At 61.0% G+C, this 20,421-nt stretch carries 20 protein-coding genes; 14 read left to right on the forward strand and 6 right to left on the reverse strand.

The genetic code is table 11. The annotated features are described in order from the left end of the window. Window positions 1-9: 9 nt before the first annotated feature. Together ACTG36_RS02950 and ACTG36_RS02955 are read right to left on the reverse strand one after the other, a co-directional pair. Entirely contained in the window at window positions 10-849 is an 840-nt protein-coding gene (locus ACTG36_RS02950; protein WP_439141406.1) for a peptidoglycan-binding domain-containing protein, read from the reverse strand. Window positions 850-954: 105 nt separating this feature from the next. Beyond that, on the reverse strand, window positions 955-1,173 hold the full coding sequence (locus ACTG36_RS02955; RefSeq protein ID WP_375281080.1) for a hypothetical protein: 219 nt from the start codon (window positions 1,171-1,173) through the stop codon (window positions 955-957). Between the two features lie 208 nt (window positions 1,174-1,381). Here ACTG36_RS02955 and ACTG36_RS02960 point away from each other — a divergent pair, with 208 nt between their 5' ends. The 8 genes from ACTG36_RS02960 (at window position 1,382) to glmM (ending at window position 11,707) form a co-directional block, all read left to right on the forward strand. Next, window positions 1,382-2,299, forward strand: coding sequence for a glycine--tRNA ligase subunit alpha (locus ACTG36_RS02960; protein ID WP_375281079.1), 918 nt, complete (start codon window positions 1,382-1,384; stop codon window positions 2,297-2,299). Next, window positions 2,296-2,847 (forward strand): DUF6446 family protein, encoded by a 552-nt coding sequence (locus tag ACTG36_RS02965; protein WP_375281078.1) that lies wholly within the window; start codon window positions 2,296-2,298, stop codon window positions 2,845-2,847. The genes ACTG36_RS02960 and ACTG36_RS02965 overlap by 4 nt, the downstream gene beginning before the upstream one ends. Before the next feature lie 2 nt (window positions 2,848-2,849). Continuing rightward, window positions 2,850-4,883: a glycine--tRNA ligase subunit beta gene (glyS, locus tag ACTG36_RS02970; RefSeq protein ID WP_375281077.1), complete on the forward strand. Its 2,034-nt coding sequence runs from the start codon at window positions 2,850-2,852 to the stop codon at window positions 4,881-4,883. A gap of 69 nt (window positions 4,884-4,952) precedes the next feature. Then, the gene (locus ACTG36_RS02975) at window positions 4,953-7,502 is read left to right on the forward strand and encodes a putative PEP-binding protein (protein WP_439141409.1); all 2,550 of its coding nucleotides are present in this window, start codon (window positions 4,953-4,955) and stop codon (window positions 7,500-7,502) included. A gap of 187 nt (window positions 7,503-7,689) precedes the next feature. Then, window positions 7,690-8,349, forward strand: a complete 660-nt coding sequence (locus tag ACTG36_RS02980) for a cell wall hydrolase (RefSeq protein ID WP_375281075.1) — start codon at window positions 7,690-7,692, stop codon at window positions 8,347-8,349. A gap of 97 nt (window positions 8,350-8,446) precedes the next feature. Then, complete coding sequence (locus tag ACTG36_RS02985; RefSeq protein WP_375281074.1) at window positions 8,447-9,355, forward strand: dihydroneopterin aldolase; 909 nt, start codon at window positions 8,447-8,449, stop codon at window positions 9,353-9,355. Then, window positions 9,352-10,347, forward strand: a complete 996-nt coding sequence (folP, locus tag ACTG36_RS02990; protein ID WP_375281073.1) for a dihydropteroate synthase — start codon at window positions 9,352-9,354, stop codon at window positions 10,345-10,347. The genes ACTG36_RS02985 and folP overlap by 4 nt, the downstream gene beginning before the upstream one ends. 10 nt (window positions 10,348-10,357) lie before the next feature. After that, window positions 10,358-11,707, forward strand: coding sequence for a phosphoglucosamine mutase (glmM, locus tag ACTG36_RS02995; RefSeq protein ID WP_375281072.1), 1,350 nt, complete (start codon window positions 10,358-10,360; stop codon window positions 11,705-11,707). Here glmM and ACTG36_RS03000 read toward each other — a convergent pair. Then, the gene (locus ACTG36_RS03000) at window positions 11,704-12,600 is read right to left on the reverse strand and encodes a DMT family transporter (protein ID WP_375281071.1); all 897 of its coding nucleotides are present in this window, start codon (window positions 12,598-12,600) and stop codon (window positions 11,704-11,706) included. The two genes, glmM and ACTG36_RS03000, sit on opposite strands and share 4 nt — an antisense overlap. An 80-nt stretch (window positions 12,601-12,680) precedes the next feature. Here ACTG36_RS03000 and ACTG36_RS03005 point away from each other — a divergent pair, with 80 nt between their 5' ends. Next, window positions 12,681-12,854, forward strand: a complete 174-nt coding sequence (locus ACTG36_RS03005) for a hypothetical protein (protein WP_375281070.1) — start codon at window positions 12,681-12,683, stop codon at window positions 12,852-12,854. 142 nt (window positions 12,855-12,996) lie between these two features. Here the strand turns inward: ACTG36_RS03005 and ilvC are convergent, their stop codons facing one another. Further along, window positions 12,997-14,019 carry a ketol-acid reductoisomerase gene (gene ilvC, locus ACTG36_RS03010; protein ID WP_439141413.1) on the reverse strand — a complete coding sequence of 341 codons (1,023 nt, stop codon included), beginning with the start codon at window positions 14,017-14,019 and terminating at the stop codon, window positions 12,997-12,999. Window positions 14,020-14,153: 134 nt separating this feature from the next. On the opposite strand from ilvC, the gene ACTG36_RS03015 reads away from it, so the two are divergent. From ACTG36_RS03015 to ACTG36_RS03035, 5 genes are all read left to right on the forward strand, one after another. After that, window positions 14,154-14,609, forward strand: a complete 456-nt coding sequence (locus tag ACTG36_RS03015) for an Lrp/AsnC family transcriptional regulator (protein WP_375281068.1) — start codon at window positions 14,154-14,156, stop codon at window positions 14,607-14,609. Further along, on the forward strand, window positions 14,606-15,058 hold the full coding sequence (locus ACTG36_RS03020) for an Lrp/AsnC family transcriptional regulator (RefSeq protein ID WP_375281067.1): 453 nt from the start codon (window positions 14,606-14,608) through the stop codon (window positions 15,056-15,058). The genes ACTG36_RS03015 and ACTG36_RS03020 overlap by 4 nt, the downstream gene beginning before the upstream one ends. Before the next feature lie 68 nt (window positions 15,059-15,126). Beyond that, complete coding sequence (locus ACTG36_RS03025; RefSeq protein ID WP_375281066.1) at window positions 15,127-15,852, forward strand: GGDEF domain-containing protein; 726 nt, start codon at window positions 15,127-15,129, stop codon at window positions 15,850-15,852. Between the two features lie 119 nt (window positions 15,853-15,971). Next, window positions 15,972-17,105 carry an aminotransferase class V-fold PLP-dependent enzyme gene (locus ACTG36_RS03030; RefSeq protein ID WP_375281065.1) on the forward strand — a complete coding sequence of 378 codons (1,134 nt, stop codon included), beginning with the start codon at window positions 15,972-15,974 and terminating at the stop codon, window positions 17,103-17,105. 97 nt (window positions 17,106-17,202) lie between these two features. Then, a complete protein-coding gene (locus tag ACTG36_RS03035) occupies window positions 17,203-18,561 on the forward strand; it encodes an MATE family efflux transporter (protein WP_375281064.1) in 1,359 nt (452 codons plus the stop codon). A gap of 180 nt (window positions 18,562-18,741) precedes the next feature. On the opposite strand, the gene ACTG36_RS03040 is transcribed toward ACTG36_RS03035, so the two are convergent. Beyond that, window positions 18,742-19,152, reverse strand: coding sequence for a hypothetical protein (locus ACTG36_RS03040; protein WP_375281063.1), 411 nt, complete (start codon window positions 19,150-19,152; stop codon window positions 18,742-18,744). A 60-nt stretch (window positions 19,153-19,212) separates the two neighbouring features. Next, the gene (locus ACTG36_RS03045; RefSeq protein ID WP_375281062.1) at window positions 19,213-20,415 is read right to left on the reverse strand and encodes a pyridoxal phosphate-dependent aminotransferase; all 1,203 of its coding nucleotides are present in this window, start codon (window positions 20,413-20,415) and stop codon (window positions 19,213-19,215) included. Between the last annotated feature and the right edge of the window lie 6 nt (window positions 20,416-20,421).

Raw genomic sequence — 20,421 nt, forward strand, 5'->3', positions numbered from 1 at the left:
TGCGTTGATCTAGAAACCGGACCGGTCGCGGATCGGTTTGCGGACCTCAAGACCGGCAATCAGGTCAATGGCCTGATCTTCGTCAGGGCGCGCAATGGCGGGGTCAAGCACGCCGTCGGTTGTCGTAAAGCTTGCCTGCATTTCGGCCAGCACACGGCGGCGGCGGTCATCATCGCCCGCAGGCCAGACCAGAATGAAGCCCTTGATCTCACCACTCTCAAGTTGGGCGGAGACATATGGGTGTACATCATCGCCGATGCCCTCAATCTCAAAGCTGGAATTGCGACGTTCGCGGGGGCCGTCGGTGGGCACAATCACCAGCGTCTGCAAAATCTCATCCAGCCCAAAGAGCCGCGTCTGATCCCTCGGTTGGGAGATCAGCAAAACCTGCGCCTGAACATCACCAGATGCATCAAGCCGCGCAAAAGGGGGGTCATACGTGGCAAATTCCACAACGCCTGTGGGGATTTGCATGGCGATGCCCATGGCATCGTCGCGCACCAATTGCAGGCCCATACCGTCCAAAATGGCATTATACGCCGCCAGCAGTTCCGCCCGTTGTGAGGTTGTCAGAACGCCCGTGACTTCATGATTGTTGGCCTTCTGCCATGCGGACATGGACCGACGCGTGCCGCGCCCATAGAGCCCGTCGATGGCCCCGTCATAGACACCGGCCCATTGCAACGCGACCTGCAAGGCGCGCTTTTGGTCGCGGTCAAGGGTGGCTTCGCTGGCCTGCGCTTCGCGCAAGGTTTCATCGGGTGTTTGAATGGGGTCGGGTTCGGCCACAACAACGGGGTCGGTTTGGGGTGTGTCCTCGGTCGGGGTCGGGGCAGGTGTCTGCGTCACGCCCCCCACGGGCCAGAATTGCGTGCGAAACCGGTTGCCGTCCACGATATAGCTGTCTGATGGGATCAGGCGGGCCGACCGCAGGCGGCGCAGTTCCGCGTCGGCCTATTGCGGGGCATAGGGCCCTAGCGCGATCCTGTACCAGCCCCCGGGCAGGGCAAAGCCTGTGACATCCTCAACACCTGCGGCGGCATAGCCACGGGCGGCAGATTGCGCCCCGGTCAACGTGCGCTGGGCCTCAATCTGGACCCAAAGGTATTGTTGCGCCATCGCAGGCAGAACGGAAAACAGGCTGAAAAGCAGCGCGAAGATAAAGCGAACCATGGTGTCGAATGTGTCCCAAAATGCATTGACGACGCCGGGTCTGACCCGACATGCGCGACAATCTATCAAGACCACAGCGAATGGTACGTCGAAAAGACTGTATTCCCAACGTTTTGACCGCTTTTCGTGGACTTTGCGGCACGTTGTGCGCATTGACCCTCACTTCGCGCGCGCCTATGCAAGCGCCAAGCACCGCAAGAGGCATGACATGACCGACACACCGCGCAGTTTTCAGGAGATTATCCTAAGGCTTCAGGCCTATTGGGCCGACAAGGGATGCGCCATTATGCAGCCCTATGATTTGGAAGTCGGCGCAGGCACATTCCACCCCGCCACCACGCTGCGGTCGCTGGGGTCTTTGCCATGGGCTGCGGCCTATGTGCAGCCGTCGCGCCGCCCTACGGACGGGCGGTATGGGGCCAACCCCAACCGGTTGCAGCATTACTACCAGTATCAGGTGCTGATCAAACCCAGCCCGCCTGATCTGCAGGACCTGTATCTTGGCTCCCTTCAGGCCATCGGCATCGACATGGAGATGCACGACATTCGCTTTGTCGAAGACGATTGGGAAAGCCCCACATTGGGCGCTTGGGGCCTCGGATGGGAGGTCTGGTGCGACGGCATGGAAGTGTCGCAATTTACGTATTTTCAACAGGTTGGCGGGCATGACTGCCATCCCGTATCGGGTGAATTGACCTATGGTCTGGAACGTCTGGCGATGTATGTGCTGGGCGTCGATCACGTGATGGACATGCCCTACAACGACCCCGATGCGCCCATCGCGCTGACCTACGGCGATGTGTTCTTGCAGAACGAACAGGAATATTCGCGCTGGAACTTTGATGTGGCCGACACGGATATCTTGCTGAAACACTTCGAGGATGCGGAACGCGAATGTGCTGCGATCCTTGCCAATGAACAGGTTGACCCGAAAACCGGCCTGAAAATCGTCATGGCGCAACCGGCCTATGATCAATGCATCAAGGCGTCGCATCTGTTCAACCTTCTGGATGCGCGCGGCGTGATCTCGGTCACGGAACGGCAGGCCTACATCGGGCGCGTGCGCGCGCTGGCAAGACTCTGTGCGGATGCCTTTGTGCAAACCGCCGCCGGGGGTGCAGCATGAACGCGACCCGTCTGGCCATCATCGCCATCCTCGGGTCCGGCCTTCTGGCCGGGGTCGGGATGTTCTATCTGCAAAGCTATGCAGGCTGGGCCGAGCTTGATGCGGCGCAGGTTGGAGAAATACAACTTCAATCGGTCGAAACCGGTAATCTGGAGCCGATCTTGGCAGAAAATGTCAAAGGCCTCGACACTGTGCGGGAAGGCGTCCGCCTGTCCGGCGCGATCTCGTTCCGGGCCTGTTTCACCACGCCGCAAAGCCTTGCCATGCTGACCGAAACCTATGTCATCGCAGACAACGCCGAACCGCTGACGACCGTCGGCTGGTTTGACTGCTACGATGCCCGCGAAGTGGGCCGCGCGCTGGAAACCGGTGAGGCCGTGGCCTTTCGCGGGGCCGAAAACATCTCATACGGGGTGGACCGCATGGCCGCCGTTTTCCCCGACGGACGCGGCTTTATGTGGCATCAACTCAACGACTGTGGTGAGGCGCTCTTTGCTGGCGACACCCCCCCTGAAACCTGCCCTGACGCACCAGAGGCGGAGGAATAATCATGCCCGATCTTCTAATGGAACTCTTCTCGGAAGAAATCCCGGCCCGTATGCAGGCTAAGGCCGCCGCGGATTTGCAGCGCCTTGTCACCGATGGTCTGGTTGAGGCCGGGCTGACCTATGCCAGCGCCGGTGCCTTTTCGAGCCCGCGCCGTTTGGCCCTATCGGTTGAGGATTTGACATCTGAAAGCCCCAACACCCGCGAAGAACGCAAAGGCCCGAAAGTGGGCGCGCCGGACGGGGCCATCGACGGATTTTGCCGTGGCGCAGGTGTGACCCGCGACCAGTTGGAGGTCCGCGACACTGGCAAGGGGGAGGTCTATTTCGCCGTTATCGAAAAGACAGGCCGCCCAGCCGCAGACATCATCGCAGAAGTGCTCGAAAAAACGATCCGCACGTTCCCGTGGCCCAAATCCATGCGCTGGGGGGCAGGGTCTCTCAAATGGGTCCGTCCGCTACATTCTATTGTGTGCATCCTGACCGATGAGGCAGGGGCGACGGTCGTTCCCATGGACGTGGACGGCATCCCTGCGGGCGACGTCACCAAAGGCCACCGTTTCCTCGGCCCAGACGCATTTTCTGTCACCTCTTTCGAAGACTACGAGGCGAAGCTAAAGCGCGCGTCGGTGATCCTGCGCGCCGATGAGCGCGCCGATCTGATCTGGTCCGAGGCGTCCAATCAGGCCTTCGCGGCGGGTTTGGAACTGGTCGAAGACAAGGGGCTGTTGGCCGAGGTCGCGGGGCTGGTCGAATGGCCTGTGGTCCTTATGGGAACCATCGCGGATGACTTTTTGTCCCTGCCGCCCGAGGTTCTGACCGCGTCGATGAAAGAACACCAAAAGTTCTTTTCTGTACGGGCCAAAACGGGCCAAGTCGTGCGCTTTGTGACCGTCGCCAACCGCACCACGGCGGACAACGGTGCGACCATTCTGGCTGGCAACCAAAAGGTGCTTTTCGCCCGTCTGTCCGACGCGAAATTCTTCTGGGAAAACGATCTGCGCGTGGCCAAAACCGGCGGACAGGCGTGGCTGGATGCGCTGGGCAATGTGACCTTCCACAACAAACTGGGCACGGTGGCCGAACTGGTCGACCGCATGGCCAATCTGTCCCGCGACATCGCCCCGCTGGTGGGTGCCGATCCGGTTGAGGCCGAGGCCGCCGCTCGGTTCGCCAAGGCGGACCTTAGTTCTGAAATGGTTTACGAATTCCCCGATCTTCAAGGGCTTATGGGCCGGTATTACGCCCAAGAGGCCGGGTTGACTGACGCGGTGGCCGCCGCCGCACAGGACCACTATTCGCCGTTGGGCCCGTCTGATGATGTGCCGACCGCGCCGGTGTCCGTCGCCGTGGCGCTGGCCGAAAAGATCGACAAATTGACCGGCTTCTGGGCCATCGACGAAAAGCCCACGGGGTCCAAAGACCCCTTCGCCCTGCGCCGCGCGGCGTTGGGGGTTATTCGGCTGGTGTTGGAGAATGGTCTGACGCTGAAACTGGGCACGTTGATCAAGGACGCCGACCTGTTGTCCTTCTTCCACGATCGCCTCAAGGTCTATTTGAAAGACCAAGGCATCAGCCACGATGTGATCGACGCATCGCTCGCCATGCCGGGGTCCGACGATCTGTTGCTGTTGGTCAACCGCGCCCGTGCGCTGGCCGCCTTCCTGAAAACCGATGACGGCGAGAACCTGATCCAGGGCTTCAAACGCGCCAACAACATCCTCAGCCAGGCTGAGGACAAGGATGGCGTCGAATACAGCTTTGGCGCAGACATCAAATTTGCCGAAACGGACGAGGAAAAGGCCCTCTTTGCGGCCCTTGATGCTGCGGATGCAAGGATCGCACCGGCCATGCAGGCCGAGGATTTTGGCGCAGCCATGTCCGCCATGGCCGACCTACGCGCGCCCATTGATGCCTTCTTTGAAGCCGTCCAGATCAACGCCGACAGTGAAGTTTTGCGCCGCAATCGCCTTAATCTGTTGCACCGCATCCGCACGATCTGTCTGAGTGTCGCGGACCTTCGAAAACTCGAAGGGTAACGTCAATTAGATGTTACACTTGTTCTGACGCCGCACCTGTCTATGGTGCGGTACAGGAGGAGTGCTGCGGTGCAGAAAGTGATCACCTTGAAGGATTTGTGCCACGTCACAAAGACCGCGCCCATGGCCGCGAACATTCATGGTGGCCGCGCGAAATGTCTGCAGCGGCTGATCCGGCTGGATATGCCCGTGCCCACAACGGTGGCGCTGTCGTTTGACGCGGTGCGCGCTATTGCCGGTGGCCAACCGGTTGATACCCCGCAAATCCTGCGCCATTTCGATGCGGCCCCGCTGCTGTCCGTGCGGCCCTCCAGCATGGACCCCGACTGGGGTGGGCCGGGGGCGATGCTCAACATCGGGATGAATGACGCCAAACACAGCGAACTGTCCGAAACCATCGGTGAGGCTGCGGCGACGCGCATCTACATGCGCTATATTCAGTCCTTCGCGATTGAGGTCGCAAGGCTGGACCCCGAGGAATTCTATCTGCCCGATCAGCCATCCGCCGACGGGTTGCGTGCCATGCTCAACACCTATGAGGCCGAGATGGATGCCGCCTTCCCTCAAGACGTGGGCGAACAATTGGGGGAGGTCCTGCGGTCCATGGCGCGGTCGTGGGAGGGCACCACAGCGCGGCTTTTGCGGCAGGCCAAGGGTGCGCCTGCGGATGCGGGGCTGGGCCTTGTGGTGCAAGACATGGCGTTGGCCGTGGGCGCGGGCGTGTCTGGGTCCGGCGTGATCCAGTTTGTCGATGGCACCACCGGCACCGAACAGATCAACGGACGCTTTGCGCCACAGGCCTTGCATTCCGACGCCCTGCGCGACGCCGAAGGTGCGTTGTTCCTGACCCGTGATCCCCGTGGCAAATCCCTTGAGGAAGAAGCGCCCGAGGCGTTCGAACAGCTGATCGCCTTTGGTGCCCTTGGCCGTCTGCGCCTGCGCGAAGAGATGGAGATCAAGTTCATCCTGACCGATGGGCAGCTGACCATCCTTGATGCTGTCCGCGTGCAACGGTCCAGCCGGGCCGCTGTCCGCATTGCCGTCGATCTGGCCGAAAGCGGCGTGATCCCTCGCGAAGAGGCCGTGATGCGGGTCCAACCTGCGGCGCTGTCCGAATTGTTGCACCGCCAGATTGACCGAAGCGCTGTGCGCGACGTCATCGTGCGCGGCATTCCCGCCAGCCCCGGTGCGGCCTCGGGCCAGTTGGTGTTCACCGCCAATGAGGCGCAGGCCAGTGCGGCACGGGGTGAGGCCTGCGTGTTGGTGCGCCGTGAAACCACACCCGAAGACATCCGCGGCATGCATGCAGCGGCGGCTGTTGTGACCTTGCGCGGCGGCATCACCAGCCACGCCGCCGTCATCGGGCGCGGCATTGGTCTGCCCTGCATCGTGGGGGCCGCCGATTTGGATATCGATGAACGCAAGCGGATCATCACAGCCCCAGACGGGCGCACGTTTACGGCCGGTGACATGGTCACCGTGGATGGCAGCACGGGCCAGATGCTGGCGGGCGAGCCTGCCATGCTGGAGGCCGCCCTTGATGACGCCTTCCAGACGCTGCTGTCTTGGGCCGATGACGTGCGCGACATCGGCATTCGCGCCAACGCCGACACCCCCGCCGACGCCCAGACCGCGCGCAATTTCAACGCCCAAGGCATCGGGTTGTGCCGCACGGAACATATGTTCTTTGACGGCGACCGCGTCGATCTGATGCGTGAGATGATCTTTACCGAAAATCCCGAAGGGCGTGCTGCGGTTCTTGAACGGCTGATGCCCCTGCAACGGTCTGATTTCCGTGAACTTTTCCGGATCATGCAGGGGCAGCCTGTGTGCATTCGCCTGTTTGACATGCCGCTGCACGAATTCTTGCCTGCGGGCAAATCGGGCCTGCGTGAACTGGCCGAACTTCTCAATGTGCCCATGGCCGAGGTCACAGCACGGGTTGAGGATTTGACCGAATACAACCCCATGCTGGGCATGCGCGGCGTGCGCCTTGGCCTTACCGTGCCTGAAATCTACGACATGCAGGCCCGCGCGATTTTTCAGGCCACGGTAGCGGTGTCTGAGGAGGGCGATCCGGTCGTGCCTGAGATCATGATCCCCCTTGTCAGCGCCATGCGAGAGGTCGAATTGGTCGAAAGCCGCATTTCAACTGTGGCCGCCGCCGTGCGCACGGAAACCGGCGTAGATTTCGACTATAAACTGGGTGTCATGGTTGAAACGCCCCGCGCGGCCCTGCGCGCACAGGACATTGCCGAACATGCGGCGTTCCTGTCGTTCGGCACCAACGACCTGACCCAGATGACCTACGGTCTGTCGCGCGATGATGCGGGGCGGTTCATGTCCGACTACGTGAAACTGCATGTCTATGAAGAAGACCCGTTCCACACCCTCGATCTGGATGGTGTGGGGGAGCTGTTGAAACTGGGCGCAGAGAGGGGCCGGAAAGGCCGTTCGGACGTCACCCTGTCGATCTGCGGCGAACACGGCGGCGACACCGCGGCCATCGCGTTTTGCCGCGCGCAGGGCTTTGACTATGTGTCTTGTTCGCCATTCCGCGTGCCTGTTGCGCGGCTTTCCGCTGCCCAATTGGCCGTTAAAGACCGCATCGGGCGATAATCCGCGCAAGGACCAATCTGAATTATTGTGACGATTCAAAAGGCTAGGGCGGCTTATGTTGTTTGTGACATGGTGGCACCGGTGCGCGGGTCTGCCGCGCCCGTGGTGGGTGGACGGATACGCGCCAACCTTCTAAAGACCCTGTCGATTGCGCGGATCACCCCCGCGTGCCGAATGGGAAGATGGAATGTTTAAGTTTGCTGGTCGTCGTGCGCTAGGCGCACTTGTTGGGTTTGCATGCTCTTTGGTCGTCACAACCGCACAGGCGGATAACGTACTGGCCGCCCGTTTGGGCGCGCTTCTGGGGCAAGAACGCGCGGCTATCCAAGAAGTTCCCGATGCGCGCGTGGCCGCCTTGACGGCTGTCCCGCCGGCCTCTGCCCGCAACATCCCCACAGCACCCGACATCATCACTTATGACAATGCGTTCTTGGCCAGCCAGCCAACGGCCTCGGGTGGGGAACAATGGCGGTGTCTGGCCGAAGCGCTGTATTTCGAGGCCCGTGGCGAAAGCGCGCGGGGCCTGTTTGCCGTGGGCGAAGTCATCATGAACCGCGTCGACAGTGCACGGTTCCCCAGCACGCTGTGCGGTGTGATCAACCAGGGCACAGGCCGCCAGTACGCCTGCCAGTTTACCTACACCTGCGATGGCAACCCCGAGCGTATCGACGAACAGGACGCATGGATCCGAGTGGGCAAGGTCGCGCGGCTGCTGATGGATGGCGCCCCGCGTGAATTGACCGATGGCGCGCTGTATTATCACACCCGTGCCGTGAACCCCAGCTGGGCGCGCGTTTTTCCCCGCACGACCACCATTGGCGCGCATCACTTCTATCGGCAGGGCTGATCTGCGTCGCATCTGACGGCTGGGGCGGCGTTGCCTCGCCCCTTGCGGGCTGCGGAATGGCTTAGTATCCGGCGCATAAGATGCGTGAGGATACCCCATGAGCAGTGACACCAGACTGGCTTTCGCCCACCCCTCCGAGAGGGCAGAGGCCACAGCCCCCGACGGAAGCGGCGGCCTGCGCGACCGCATTTCCCTGCGCGACTACATCACCGAGGTCGAAATCGGCGCGTTCCAACAAGAACGCGGCCACCTGCAACGCATCAAATTCAATGTTGTGGTTGAGGTTGAACCGCTGACCGGCCCCATCGACGACGATGTGGACCGTATCCTGTCCTACGACCGCGTGACCGAGGCGATTGACGCGGAACTTGGCGCGGAACGTCTCAACCTGCTTGAAACGCTCGCCGCACGTGTGGCGGAACGCATTTTGCTGGAACCGCAGGCCCTGCGGGTCTTTGTGCGGATCGAAAAGATCGACCGGGGGCCGTATTCGCTGGGCGTGGAAATCGTGCGCGAACAGGGTGGCAACCCTGAGGCTGCGGTTGAAACGGTTGAGGACCCCCATCCACGGGTCGTGTATCTGTCCAATGAGGTTCTGGCCTCGGACCGGATCAAAACACTGGTCGATGATATGTCCGCAGACGACGCCCCCGTGATCTTTTGTGTGGGTGCCGCCGATGCCGCCGCCCCCCAGACCCAAGTGGCCATGGCCCAGCGGCGCATTGATCTTTTGGCCATTGAACAAAATGCATGGGTGCTGGCGGGGCGTGACAAGCGCTGCGTTGTTGTGGGCACCTCGACCGAGCTGGATTGGGCTATGAAGAACGGCCAGATTTGCGTCTGGGCGCCGTCCAAGATTGTGTTGGATGCCGTGGACGGCCCCAGCGCCGATCCGCGTGATGCGCTGGCGCTTGTGGCATGGTTTGCGGACCATATGCAGGCTGCTGAACTGGTTGTGGTCGGGGCCGACGCCCCTGCCTGCACTGTTCCGGTCCGCGTTCTGTGACCTACTGGCGCGCCATCCCGCAGACCGACGCGCACCGTCCCGCGGCTGCGTTGACGCTGGCGGGCGGCTGGTGCTGGTTTGACACCGTTGAAAGGATCGAACGGGGCGGCGGCAGGACCCTCGTGCCCGCGCACGAGACCCCAGCCGCCGTGCTGGACCGCATGACCGCCCCCCGTGCGGATGTGGCCGGCCTGTCGCTGAACGCCCCGCGCCTGATGGGGATCCTCAACGTGACGCCAGACAGTTTTTCGGACGGTGGGCTATTCAATGCGCCTGATGCCGCGCAGGCGCAGGCGCGGGCCATGGTGGCGGACGGGGCGGATATCCTTGATATCGGGGGCGAAAGCACGCGGCCCGGTGCCGCGTTCGTCGATGTCGCAGAGGAAACCGCGCGCACAGCCCCCGTGATCAAGGCGCTGCGGGCTGAGGTCACAACGCCCATTTCCATCGACACCCGCAAGGCCGCTGTGGCGCAAGCAGCCTTGGATGCAGGCGCCGATCTGGTCAATGACGTGGCGGCTTTTACATTTGATCCGGCGATGGCCGAGGTCACGGCGCAGGCCGGTGCGCCGTGTTGCCTGATGCACGCCCAAGGGGACCCCGCGACCATGCAGGACGCGCCGCGCTACGATGACGTAACCCTCGACGTCTATGATTTTCTGGAAAGCCGCATTCAGGTGGCGGAGGCGGCGGGCATCCGCCGACACCAGATCATCGTCGATCCCGGCATCGGGTTTGGCAAGACGCTGGATCACAACCTGACGCTTCTTAAAAACCTGTCCATCTTTCATAGCCTTGGCTGTGGGGTGCTACTGGGGGCCTCGCGCAAGCGGTTCATCGGCACCATCGGCAACGCACCCGAGGCGCGCGACCGGATGCCCGGATCGGTTGCGGTGGCCCTGCACGGTGTCCGGCAGGGTATGCAAATGCTGCGTGTCCATGATACCAAGGCCACCAAGCAGGCAATCAACCTGCACATGGCAGTGAATTAGGGCAGACCACATGGCACGTAAATTTTTCGGAACCGACGGTGTGCGCGGCACGGCGAACCAATACCCGATGACCGCCGATATGGCGCTGAAAATCGGGGCCGCCGCAGGGCGCTATTTCCGCAATGACGGCAGCAATGGCCACCGTGTGGTCATCGGCAAGGACACACGCCTGTCGGGTTATATGTTCGAAAGCGCGCTGACCGCCGGTCTGACAAGCACGGGCATGAATGTGCTGCTGCTGGGGCCGATCCCCACCCCCGGTGTGGGGATGCTGACGACGTCGATGCGCGCCGATCTGGGCATTATGATTTCCGCCAGCCACAACCCTGCCAAAGACAACGGCATCAAGTTTTTTGGCCCCGACGGGTTCAAACTGTCAGATGAGGCCGAGGCCGAGATTGAGGCCCTGTTGGAGGGCGACATTCAGCCTGCACAGGCCGTCAACATTGGCCGCGCCAAACGGATCGACGACGGCCGATTCCGCTATGCGGAACGTCTGAAAGGCACGATGGGGGGCAAATCTCTCAGCGGGCTGAAGGTCGTGATTGATTGCGCCAATGGCGCGGCACACCGCGTCGCACCTGAGGTGCTGTGGGAGTTGGGCGCCACCGTCATTCCCGTGGGCAACACCCCCAACGGGTTGAACATCAACGACGGATGCGGGTCCACCAGCCCGCAGGCGGCGGCGGAAACCATCGTGACCCACGGTGCGGATGTTGGCATTTGTCTGGACGGCGACGCCGACCGCGTGATGATTTTGGACGAAAACGGGCAGGTGGCCGACGGTGACCAGATCATGGGGCTGTTTGCGGACCGCTGGGCAGTCACGGACCGGCTGCAAAAAGGCACTTTGGTGGCCACGGTGATGTCAAACCTTGGGCTTGAACGGTTCTTGTCAGACAAGGGCCTGACCTTGCTGCGCACGGGCGTGGGCGACCGTTACGTGGTTGAGGCCATGCGCGCCGGTGGCTTCAATCTGGGCGGCGAACAATCGGGCCACATCGTCATGACCGACTACGCCACCACCGGTGACGGGCTGTTGGCGGGATTGCAATTTTTGTCGGCCATGCTGGACACGGGCAAACGGGCCTCCGAGCTGTGTCGCGTTTTTGAAACCGTGCCGCAGATGCTTAAGAACGTGCGTTATGCCGCCGGAGCGGACCCGTTGGCTGCCGCCTCTGTCAAAGCGGCAATTGCAGCGGCTGAGGCGGATTTGACCGGCAAGGGGCGGCTTTTGATCCGCAAATCGGGCACCGAGCCGCTGATCCGTGTTATGGCGGAATGCGAAGACGAAGGGTTGCTGTCCCAAGTGGTTGACGGGATCGTGGCCGAGGTTGAGGCCGCAGCCATCCCCGCCTAGCGGCGCAAAACCGACCTCAAATTCGCCCATTGGCTGACAGCGAGGCCCGTCAGGATCAGGGCGAGGGCCACAAAAAAGCGGATCGGCAAAGCCTCGGACAGGATCCACGCGCCGAAGATCATCGACCAGACGGGGACTTGGTAGTTCACCAGCGTCATAAAGACGGACCCTGCGGTGCGGATCGTCTGGACCCGCAGCAGGGCGGCAAAGGCTGTGGGGACAAGGCCGAGGAAGATAATCGCATAGCCGGACCGGTCCGGCACCCATGCGGGCAGACCTTCAAATACCAACATCGCGGGGATCAGACAGACCGACCCCACCACCAAGGTGAGGGCCGCCATGGCGATGCTATCGACGGGCGGACAGGCGCGGGTCATCACACTGGAGACCGCGTAGGACAAAGATGCCGCCACGCAGGCCAGCTGCGCCAAGGCCATGGTATCACTGCCGAAATCAAAGGCGCGGGGGCCAATCAACACGGCAGCGCCCGTAAACCCGATGATCACACCCAGCGATTTGCGGGTGGTCATTTTCTCATCCGTGAACAGATGCGCGAGGGGGAAGACGAACAGCGGCAAGGCCGCCATGGAAATGCCCGCAAAGGCCGACGGCACGTATTGCTGCCCCCATGACAGCAGCGCGAAGGGCAGCGCGGTGTTGAGCACGCCGATGACCGCCAGAAACCGCCAGACACGCGGATCGCGGGGCAGGGGCCGGTTCATCACACGCACCAAAATAAGCAGGGACACCGCGCCCAAAGTCGTGCGTGCGCCGGCCACGGTGAGGGGGCCATACCCCTCCAACGCGATGGCCACGACCATGAATGTGCCGCCCCAAATCAGGCCAAGCACAAGGATCGACAGCCAGTTGCCAAGGGTCGGCTGATCCGTCACGGGGGGAACCTCACTGAGGGGGATTGCGTTGATTGATCAGAACCTAAATGGAAACAGCCCCCCTTCAAGGAGGAAATGTTATGAATGAACTACCCCTCATCTGGCTCTTGCCAATCGCCACGTTTGTCTTGGTGATTGTCTTCGCCCTCTGGAGCCGCAAACGCACCCAAGACATCCGTCACACCCGTACGTCTGAGAAGTCGTCGTTGGCCTCTGACGGTCCCGGTCCAAATCCGTTTGGGCCAGATAAATAAAGGGTTAACCACCCTTCCGCGCAGTTGCGTCACCCGCGCAGGTCTTGCATCTGACCTGCGGAAAGTAACCTACCATGTCACGAAAAAGGGCGCCCCACCGCAGACCGGTCGGGCGCCCTCTTTGTCTGATTAATCCGTCAGATCAGTTCTTGGAGTTGTCGACCATCTTGCCGTCTGCGATCCAAGGCATCATGTCGCGCAGCTTGCCGCCGACGACTTCGATCTGGTGTTCGTCGTTGGCACGACGGGACGCTTTGATGGTGGGCTGGCCCACAGCGTTCTCAAGCATGAAGTCGCGCACGAACTTGCCGGACTGGATGTCGTTCAGGACTTCTTTCATCGCCTTTTTCGTCTTCTCGTAAGGCAGGATGCGCGGGCCGGACACGTACTGGCCGTATTCAGCGGTGTTGGAGATGGAGTAATCCATGTTCGCGATGCCGCCTTCATAGATGAGGTCCACGATCAGCTTTGTTTCGTGCAGGCATTCGAAATAGGCCATCTCAGGCTCGTAACCGGCTTCGACCAGCGTCTCAAAACCCATGCGGATCAGTTCAACGATACCGCCACACAGAACGGCCTGTTCGCCGAACAGGTCGGTTTCGCATTCCTGACGGAAGTTGGTTTCGATGATGCCAGAACGACCACCACCGATGGCGGAGCAATAGGACAGGCCGATTTCCTGCGCCTTGCCGGAGGCGTCGGTGTCCACAGCGATCAGGCAGGGCACGCCGCCGCCTTTGGTGTATTCGCCGCGCACCGTGTGGCCGGGGCCCTTGGGTGCCATCATGATGACGTCGACGCCTTCTTTGGGTTCAATCAGGCCGAAGTGCACGTTCAGACCGTGGGCGAATGCAATCGCAGCACCTGGCTTGATGTTGTCGTGAACGTATTTTTTGTATGTCTCTGCCTGCAGTTCGTCGGGCATGGTGAACATGATGACGTCACACCATGCGGCGGCTTCGGCGATGCCCATAACCTTAAGGCCTTCGCCTTCGGCTTTGGCCGCGGAAGGCGAGCCTTCGCGCAAAGCGACGACGAGGTTTTTCGCGCCAGAGTCGCGCAGGTTCAAAGCGTGGGCGTGGCCTTGGGAGCCGTAGCCCAGAATGGCGACTTTTTTGTCCTTGATCAGGTTCACATCGCAGTCACGGTCATAATAAACGCGCATGGGTTAAATCCTTTGTTGCGGTTGCATTGCGGAGCTTATGCCGCAGCGTCGCCCCTGTGGCGAGGGGGATTTCTATGAGTATTTCAGGCAAAACGAAGTTGTTATGCGTTTGATTTATCTTTAGTGATATTTCCATGCTTGATGATCTCGATCGCCGGTTGCTGCGCAGTCTTCAGGCCGACCCGTCCTTGGCGGTGGCGGACTTGGGCGCGCGGGCGGGTGTCAGCGCACTGAAAGCCGCGCGGCGTTTGGGCCGTCTGCAAGAAAAAGGCATCCTGAAGGGCCAGCACGCCATCATCAACTGGGCGGCGCTGGGCTATGCTGTGGGTGTGTCATTGCGCATCACCTTGGACAAGACCCAAAGCCGCGCGTTTGATGACTTCATCGACGCCGCACGGGGCATTGCCGAGGTCACGGAAATCCAGACGTTTCTGGGCCGTGTCGATGTCCGGTTGAGCGTGATTGCCCGCGATATGGGGCATTACCAGCAGATCTACCGCGACCAGATCCTCGCCCTGCCGCATGTGGCCGACATCGAGGCGCTGATGACCGTGGCGACCCTGCACAACAACGAAAGCTTGCCGTTGTGACCTTGGATGACACGGACCGCGCCATTTTGGCCGCCTTGCAACGGGATGCCACGCAGACCGCTGCCGCATTGGCGGGACGGATCGGACTGAGCCAGCCTGCCACGTGGCGGCGCATCAAACGGCTGCGGGAGGCGGGCATTCTGGGCGGGCGGCGTGTGGCGCTGGATCGTGAGGCGCTGGGATTTGGGGTCACGGTCTTTTTGGGCGTCAAACTGGCCACCAAGGGGCGCGTCAGTCTAGAGGATTTCGAACGGGCGGTGACGGCTATTCCCGAAGTGCAATTGGTCGAACATGTGCTGGGCCTATATGATTACCGTTTGCGCGTGGTGGCCCGTGATCTGGCCGATTTTGAACGGGTTTTGCGCCGCCGAGTCATGACACTGCCCGGTGTGGGCGACGTGGAGGCCAATGTTTTATTGAGCGAGGAACGCCGTCCCGGCCCGATTTAGCGCTGTTAACAAAATATGCGGATTTGACAGCTAATGGGTGGGGTGGACGTACCAAGGACCCTCGACATATGCGAATTTCAACCCGCAAAGGTATCTGGATATTCTCACTTTGCGTTTCGCTTTGCGCAATCGGGCTTGCCGTGGCGTTGAACGTGGTTGTTTTCCCGCAGTCGATTTTGCCCGTCACGATGCGGGGCACCGTGGCGATTACCGCCTTTGTCGCCATGCCGATTTGTCTTTTTGTCGGTAGCAAAATGTATGAAAATCAACAGCTCAGCGATGAATTGCAACGTCTGGTCAACCGCGACCGGCTGACCGATGCGGCCACACGGGATTTCTTTTTCGCACAGATGAGCCGTGATCAAAGGGCGTACGGCGTGTCTTTGATGGTCGATATCGATCACTTCAAAGCCGTAAACGACACCTATGGTCACCTGATCGGGGATGAGGTCATCCGCCACGTCTCCGACATCCTGCGCCGCAATGTGCGGTCCAGCGATATCGTCGCGCGGTTCGGGGGGGAGGAGTTTGTTGTCTTTCTCGACGGCCACGACCGCGATGTGGGATTCCTGACCGCTGAACGCATGCGTGAAGACATCGCCAAGAACGGCGGCACGTTCGGCGGGCACCCTGTCAAGGTGACGGTGTCGATCGGCGGGTCGCTTAAAGAAGCTTACGACACCGTCGACGCCTCTATTCAGGACGCCGATGCAGCGCTGTACCGCGCGAAAGAGCAGGGGCGCAACCAGACGGTCTTTGCCACGCCAAAAGTCCTGCTGCGGGATGCGGGGTAGACCAAGGGGCGATGGGTGCCCCTAGGAAGGCAGGGCGTACGACGGTATGCAAAGATAGACTTTGATCCTGAGGCGGCCCGTGGCTAAAAGCGACGCCAACCTTAACGTTGGAGAAGATCATGTCGCTAGATACCTACCGTGCCCCTGTTGATCCCGATGGATTGATGGAATTCTCCGTTGTGTTCACGGACCGGTCTCTCAACCATATGTCAAAGGCATTTCAGGGCGTGATGACGGACCTGCACGCCATGTTGTGCGACGTCTACAAGGCCAAAGGCGTGGCCATCGTGCCTGGCGGGGGAACCTACGCGATGGAGGCTGTGGCCCGTCAGTTCGGCGCAGGCGCCCACGCCATGGTGGTGCGCAACGGGTGGTTTTCCTACCGGTGGAGCCAGATTTTCGACGCCGGTGATTTCACCGCAAAGACGACAGTTCACAAAGCGCGCCAAACCGGCAACGACAGCCGCGCGCCCTTTGCGCCTGCCCCGATCGAGGAGGTGGTCGACGCGATCCGCACGACCAAGCCCGACGTGGTTTTCGCGCCTCACGTGGAAACAAGCGCGGGGATCATCCTGCCGGATGATTACGTGACGGCCCTTGCCACAGCGGCCCATGAGGTCGGGGCGTTGATGGTTCTGGATTGCATCGCGTCGGGATGTGCTTGGGTTGATATGGAGGCCACGGGCGTCGATGTGTTGATTTCCGCGCCGCAAAAGGGCTGGTCATCCTCGCCCTCCGCAGGCCTGGTGATGATGTCAGAGCGCGCATTGGACAGGTTGGACAGCACCACTTCAGACAGTTTCGCGGTGGATTTGAAGAAATGGCGCCAGATCATGGAGGCCTATCTGGGCGGCGGTCATGCCTATCATGCGACCATGCCCACCGACGCCCTGCGCGATTTCCGCGACACCATGAAAGAAAGCGCGGCCTTCGGATTTGACGCGTTGCGCGATGCGCAATGGGCGCTTGGCCGCGGTGTGCGGGCGTATATGGCCGCCAAGGGCATGGTGTCGGTCGCGGCAGAGGGCTTTGGCGCACCGGGTGTTGTGGTGTGCTATACCGACGATCCGACGATCCAGAACGGGTCAAAATTTGGCGCAGAGGGCATGCAAATCGCAGCAGGGGTGCCATTGGCCGTCGATGAGCCCGCCGATTTCCGCACGTTCCGAATTGGCCTTTTCGGGATCGACAAACTCTATGACGTCGACGCGACCTTGGCCAAGTTCACCGCCGTGGCCGACCGGGTCCTCTAGCGCGGCACGGCCTAAAATTCCGGAATTTTAGGGGCCCGTTTTGACAGGGGCATGCCACATGGCTGGACCCGCACGGCCAATCCGCCTAGCTAGGGGTATGCAACGCGCACCCCTCTCATTCCGGATGCATTTGACCCGTGTGGTCAGATTGGGCGGTCCCCTTGTGGGGGCCAATTTGGCGGGGTTTGCCATCCATATGACCGACACGCTGATGTTGGGCTGGTATTCGGTCACGTCGTTGGCCGCGTCGACCATCGCGGGCAGTCTGTGGTTTGTGTTTTTCATGATCGGCGCTGGGTTTGCGCGCGCTGTCACCCCGATCGTTGCCGAAGCGGTTGAGCAGGGCGATGATCTGACCGCGCGGCGCGTGGTGCGCATGTCCATCTGGCTGTGTACGATTTTCTCTGTGCTGGTGCTGGCACCTTATTTGTGGGGGGAGGAGGTCCTTCTGGCCATCGGCCAAGAGGCGGATGTGGCCGCTGAGGGGGGGATTTACCTTGGCATCATCGCCTTCGGGTTCTTGCCGGCGCTGATGGGGCAGATCATGCGGTCCTATCTGGGCGCGTTGGAGCTGACGACCGTTCAAATGTGGGTGACGATTGCAGCCCTTTTGGCCAATGCGGTGTTCAACTACGCGTTGATATTTGGCAATTTTGGTCTTCCTGAGCTGGGCATCGCGGGGGCGGCCTATGCGTCGATCCTGACCCAAATCCTCCAAATGGTGGCACTGATGGTCTATGCCCATCGCAACCGCCCCGACATTCAGCTGTTCGCGCGCATTTGGCGGCCTGACCCAGAGGCCCTGAAACGTGTCTTCATGCTGGGCCTGCCCATCGGGATCACGTCCTTTGCGGAGGGCGGGTTGTTCACCGGATCGACCATCATGATGGGCTGGCTTGGAGAAGTGCCCTTGGCAGCCCATGGCATTGCGCTGCAACTGACGGCCTTGATGTTTATGGTGCATCTGGCGCTGAGCGAGGCTGCCACAATCCGCGCGGCGGGCCATTACGGGCGCCGCGATGAAGGCGAATTGCGGCGTGGTGCCGCGGCGGCGGTGTCCATGTCGTTGGGGTTTGGCGTTTTGGTGGTGATCATCTTTCTGGCGATCCCAAGCCCGCTGGTGGCGGCCTTCATGGACCCTGATGAACCCCAGCGGGAGGCGGTTTTGGCTTTGGGCATCGTCTTGCTGATGCTGTCTGCGTTGTTTCAGTTCGTCGACGCCTTGCAGGCGATGGTTTTGGGCCTGTTGCGCGGGGTGCAGGACACGCGGGTGCCGATGTGGTTGGCTTGCCTCAGCTATTGGGTGATTGGCATCCCCATCAGCTATGTCATGGCCTTTCGCTTGGGCTGGGGGCCCGAGGGGCTGTGGCTTGGCCTGACTGTGGGTCTGGGGGCTGCGGCTGTGTTGCTCAGCCTGCGGTTCTGGGGCCGGTCCGTCCATATTTCCGCAACCTGATTGAGCGCCTGCGGCGCGCTGTTTTTTATGGTGTTGGGTCGGAGGGGGCGTTGTTGTTTTGGACGGGTGAGCGGGGCGTTGGGTTCTGCAAAAAGTGAGGGCTCTGCCCTCGGCGCATACGCGCCTCACCCGGGATATTTTTGAGACAAAGACATCGAGGCGGACCTCGGGGCGGCGTGCCTATTCGGCGCCGTCTTTCAACAGGCGATCCGCCTTTTTGCGCACCAAAATGGACCGCAGGTCATGCATGGCCAAGAGCAACGCGTCGGTGACGTCTTCGAGCTGGTCATCTGTCGCTTTGGATTGGACCCATTGGGTGGTGATATTGAGGTAATCCACCGCACGGTGGATGTCATCGATATCTCGCTGGGCCAAAAGCGCCGTGCGGTTGGCCATCCACTGTTCAATCTGGGCGATGTCTTCGTCCGACAGGGTCCGGTCGCCGTGGGGTTTGACCTCACCATTCTTGATGTTGATGACGGCAATCTGATCCATTTCGATGCGGCGCTGGCGGTTTTCCGTATCCACGCGGAACACGGCGGCGCCGTTTTCACGCACACGGAAATAATAGTCGGGAAGCTCGGCGCCCATCGAAATGTCCTGTCTGGTTTTGCGGCAAGCCTAACAGCCTGTTGCGGACCGGGCCAGAGGTTACGTGAGCCCTGCGCAGAATGTCTGGATGCGGGTGCAGGCGTCTTTCAGGTCGGCGTCCGAGGTTGCATAGCTGATGCGGAAGTTCGGGCTGAGGCCGAAGGCCGCGCCAAAGACGACAGCGATGCCGGTTTCTTCGAGGAGCGCCGTGGCGAAGGCCTCATCATCGGTGATTTTGGTGCCCTTGGCGCTGGTTTTGCCGATGCACTCTGCGATGGATGGATAAACGTAGAATGCCCCGTCCGGTGTAGGGCAGCGCACGCCCGATGCCTCGCTCAGCATCCCCACGACCAGATCGCGGCGACGTTGGAACAGGGCTTTGTTGTCGGACAGGTAGTCTTGGGGGCCGTTCAAAGCCTCAACCGCGGCCCATTGGCTGATGGAACTGGGGTTGGATGTGGATTGCGATTGCACCTTGCGCATAGCGCCGATCAGAGGCGCGGGGCCACCTGCGTAGCCGATGCGCCATCCGGTCATGGAATAGGCTTTGGACACGCCGTTGACCGTTAATGTGCGGTCATAAAGACGCGGTTCCACCTGTGCGGGGGAGCAGAATTCGAAGTCACCAAAGACCAGATGTTCGTACATATCATCGGACATGATCCAGACGTGGGGATGCCGCATGAGGACATCGGTCAGCGCTTTCAATTCATCCCATGTGTAGCCCGCGCCCGTAGGGTTGGAGGGAGAATTGAAGATCAGCCATTTGGTCTTGTCGGTGATCGCGGCCTCAAGCTGATCGGCGGTGAGTTTGAAGCCCGTTTGGATAGAAGCCTCGGCAATCACGGGCGTGCCGCCGGCCAGCAGCACCATATCGGGGTAGCTGACCCAGTAGGGGGCAGGGATGACGACCTCGTCGCCCTCGTTCAGGGTGGCCATCAGCGCGTTATACAAGATCTGTTTGCCACCGGTGCCAACGCTGATCTGGGACGGCGTATAGGTCAGCCCATTGTCGCGCTGGAATTTGTCGCAGATGGCTTGTTTCAGTTCGGGAATGCCATCAGGGGCGGTGTATTTGGTTTTGCCCGCAGCAATGGCGGCGACGGCGGCGTCTTTGATGTTTTGCGGGGTGTCGAAGTCAGGCTCACCTGCACTGAGGCTGATGATGTCGCGCCCGGCGGCCTTAAGCTCGGCGGCCTTGGTGCTCATGGCGATGGTCGGGGACGGCTTCACGCGGTCGAGTGTCGCGGACAGAAAGGACATGGGGCA

The sequence above is a fragment of the Pseudooctadecabacter sp. genome (assembly GCF_965657175.1).
GTDB lineage: Bacteria > Pseudomonadota > Alphaproteobacteria > Rhodobacterales > Rhodobacteraceae > Octadecabacter.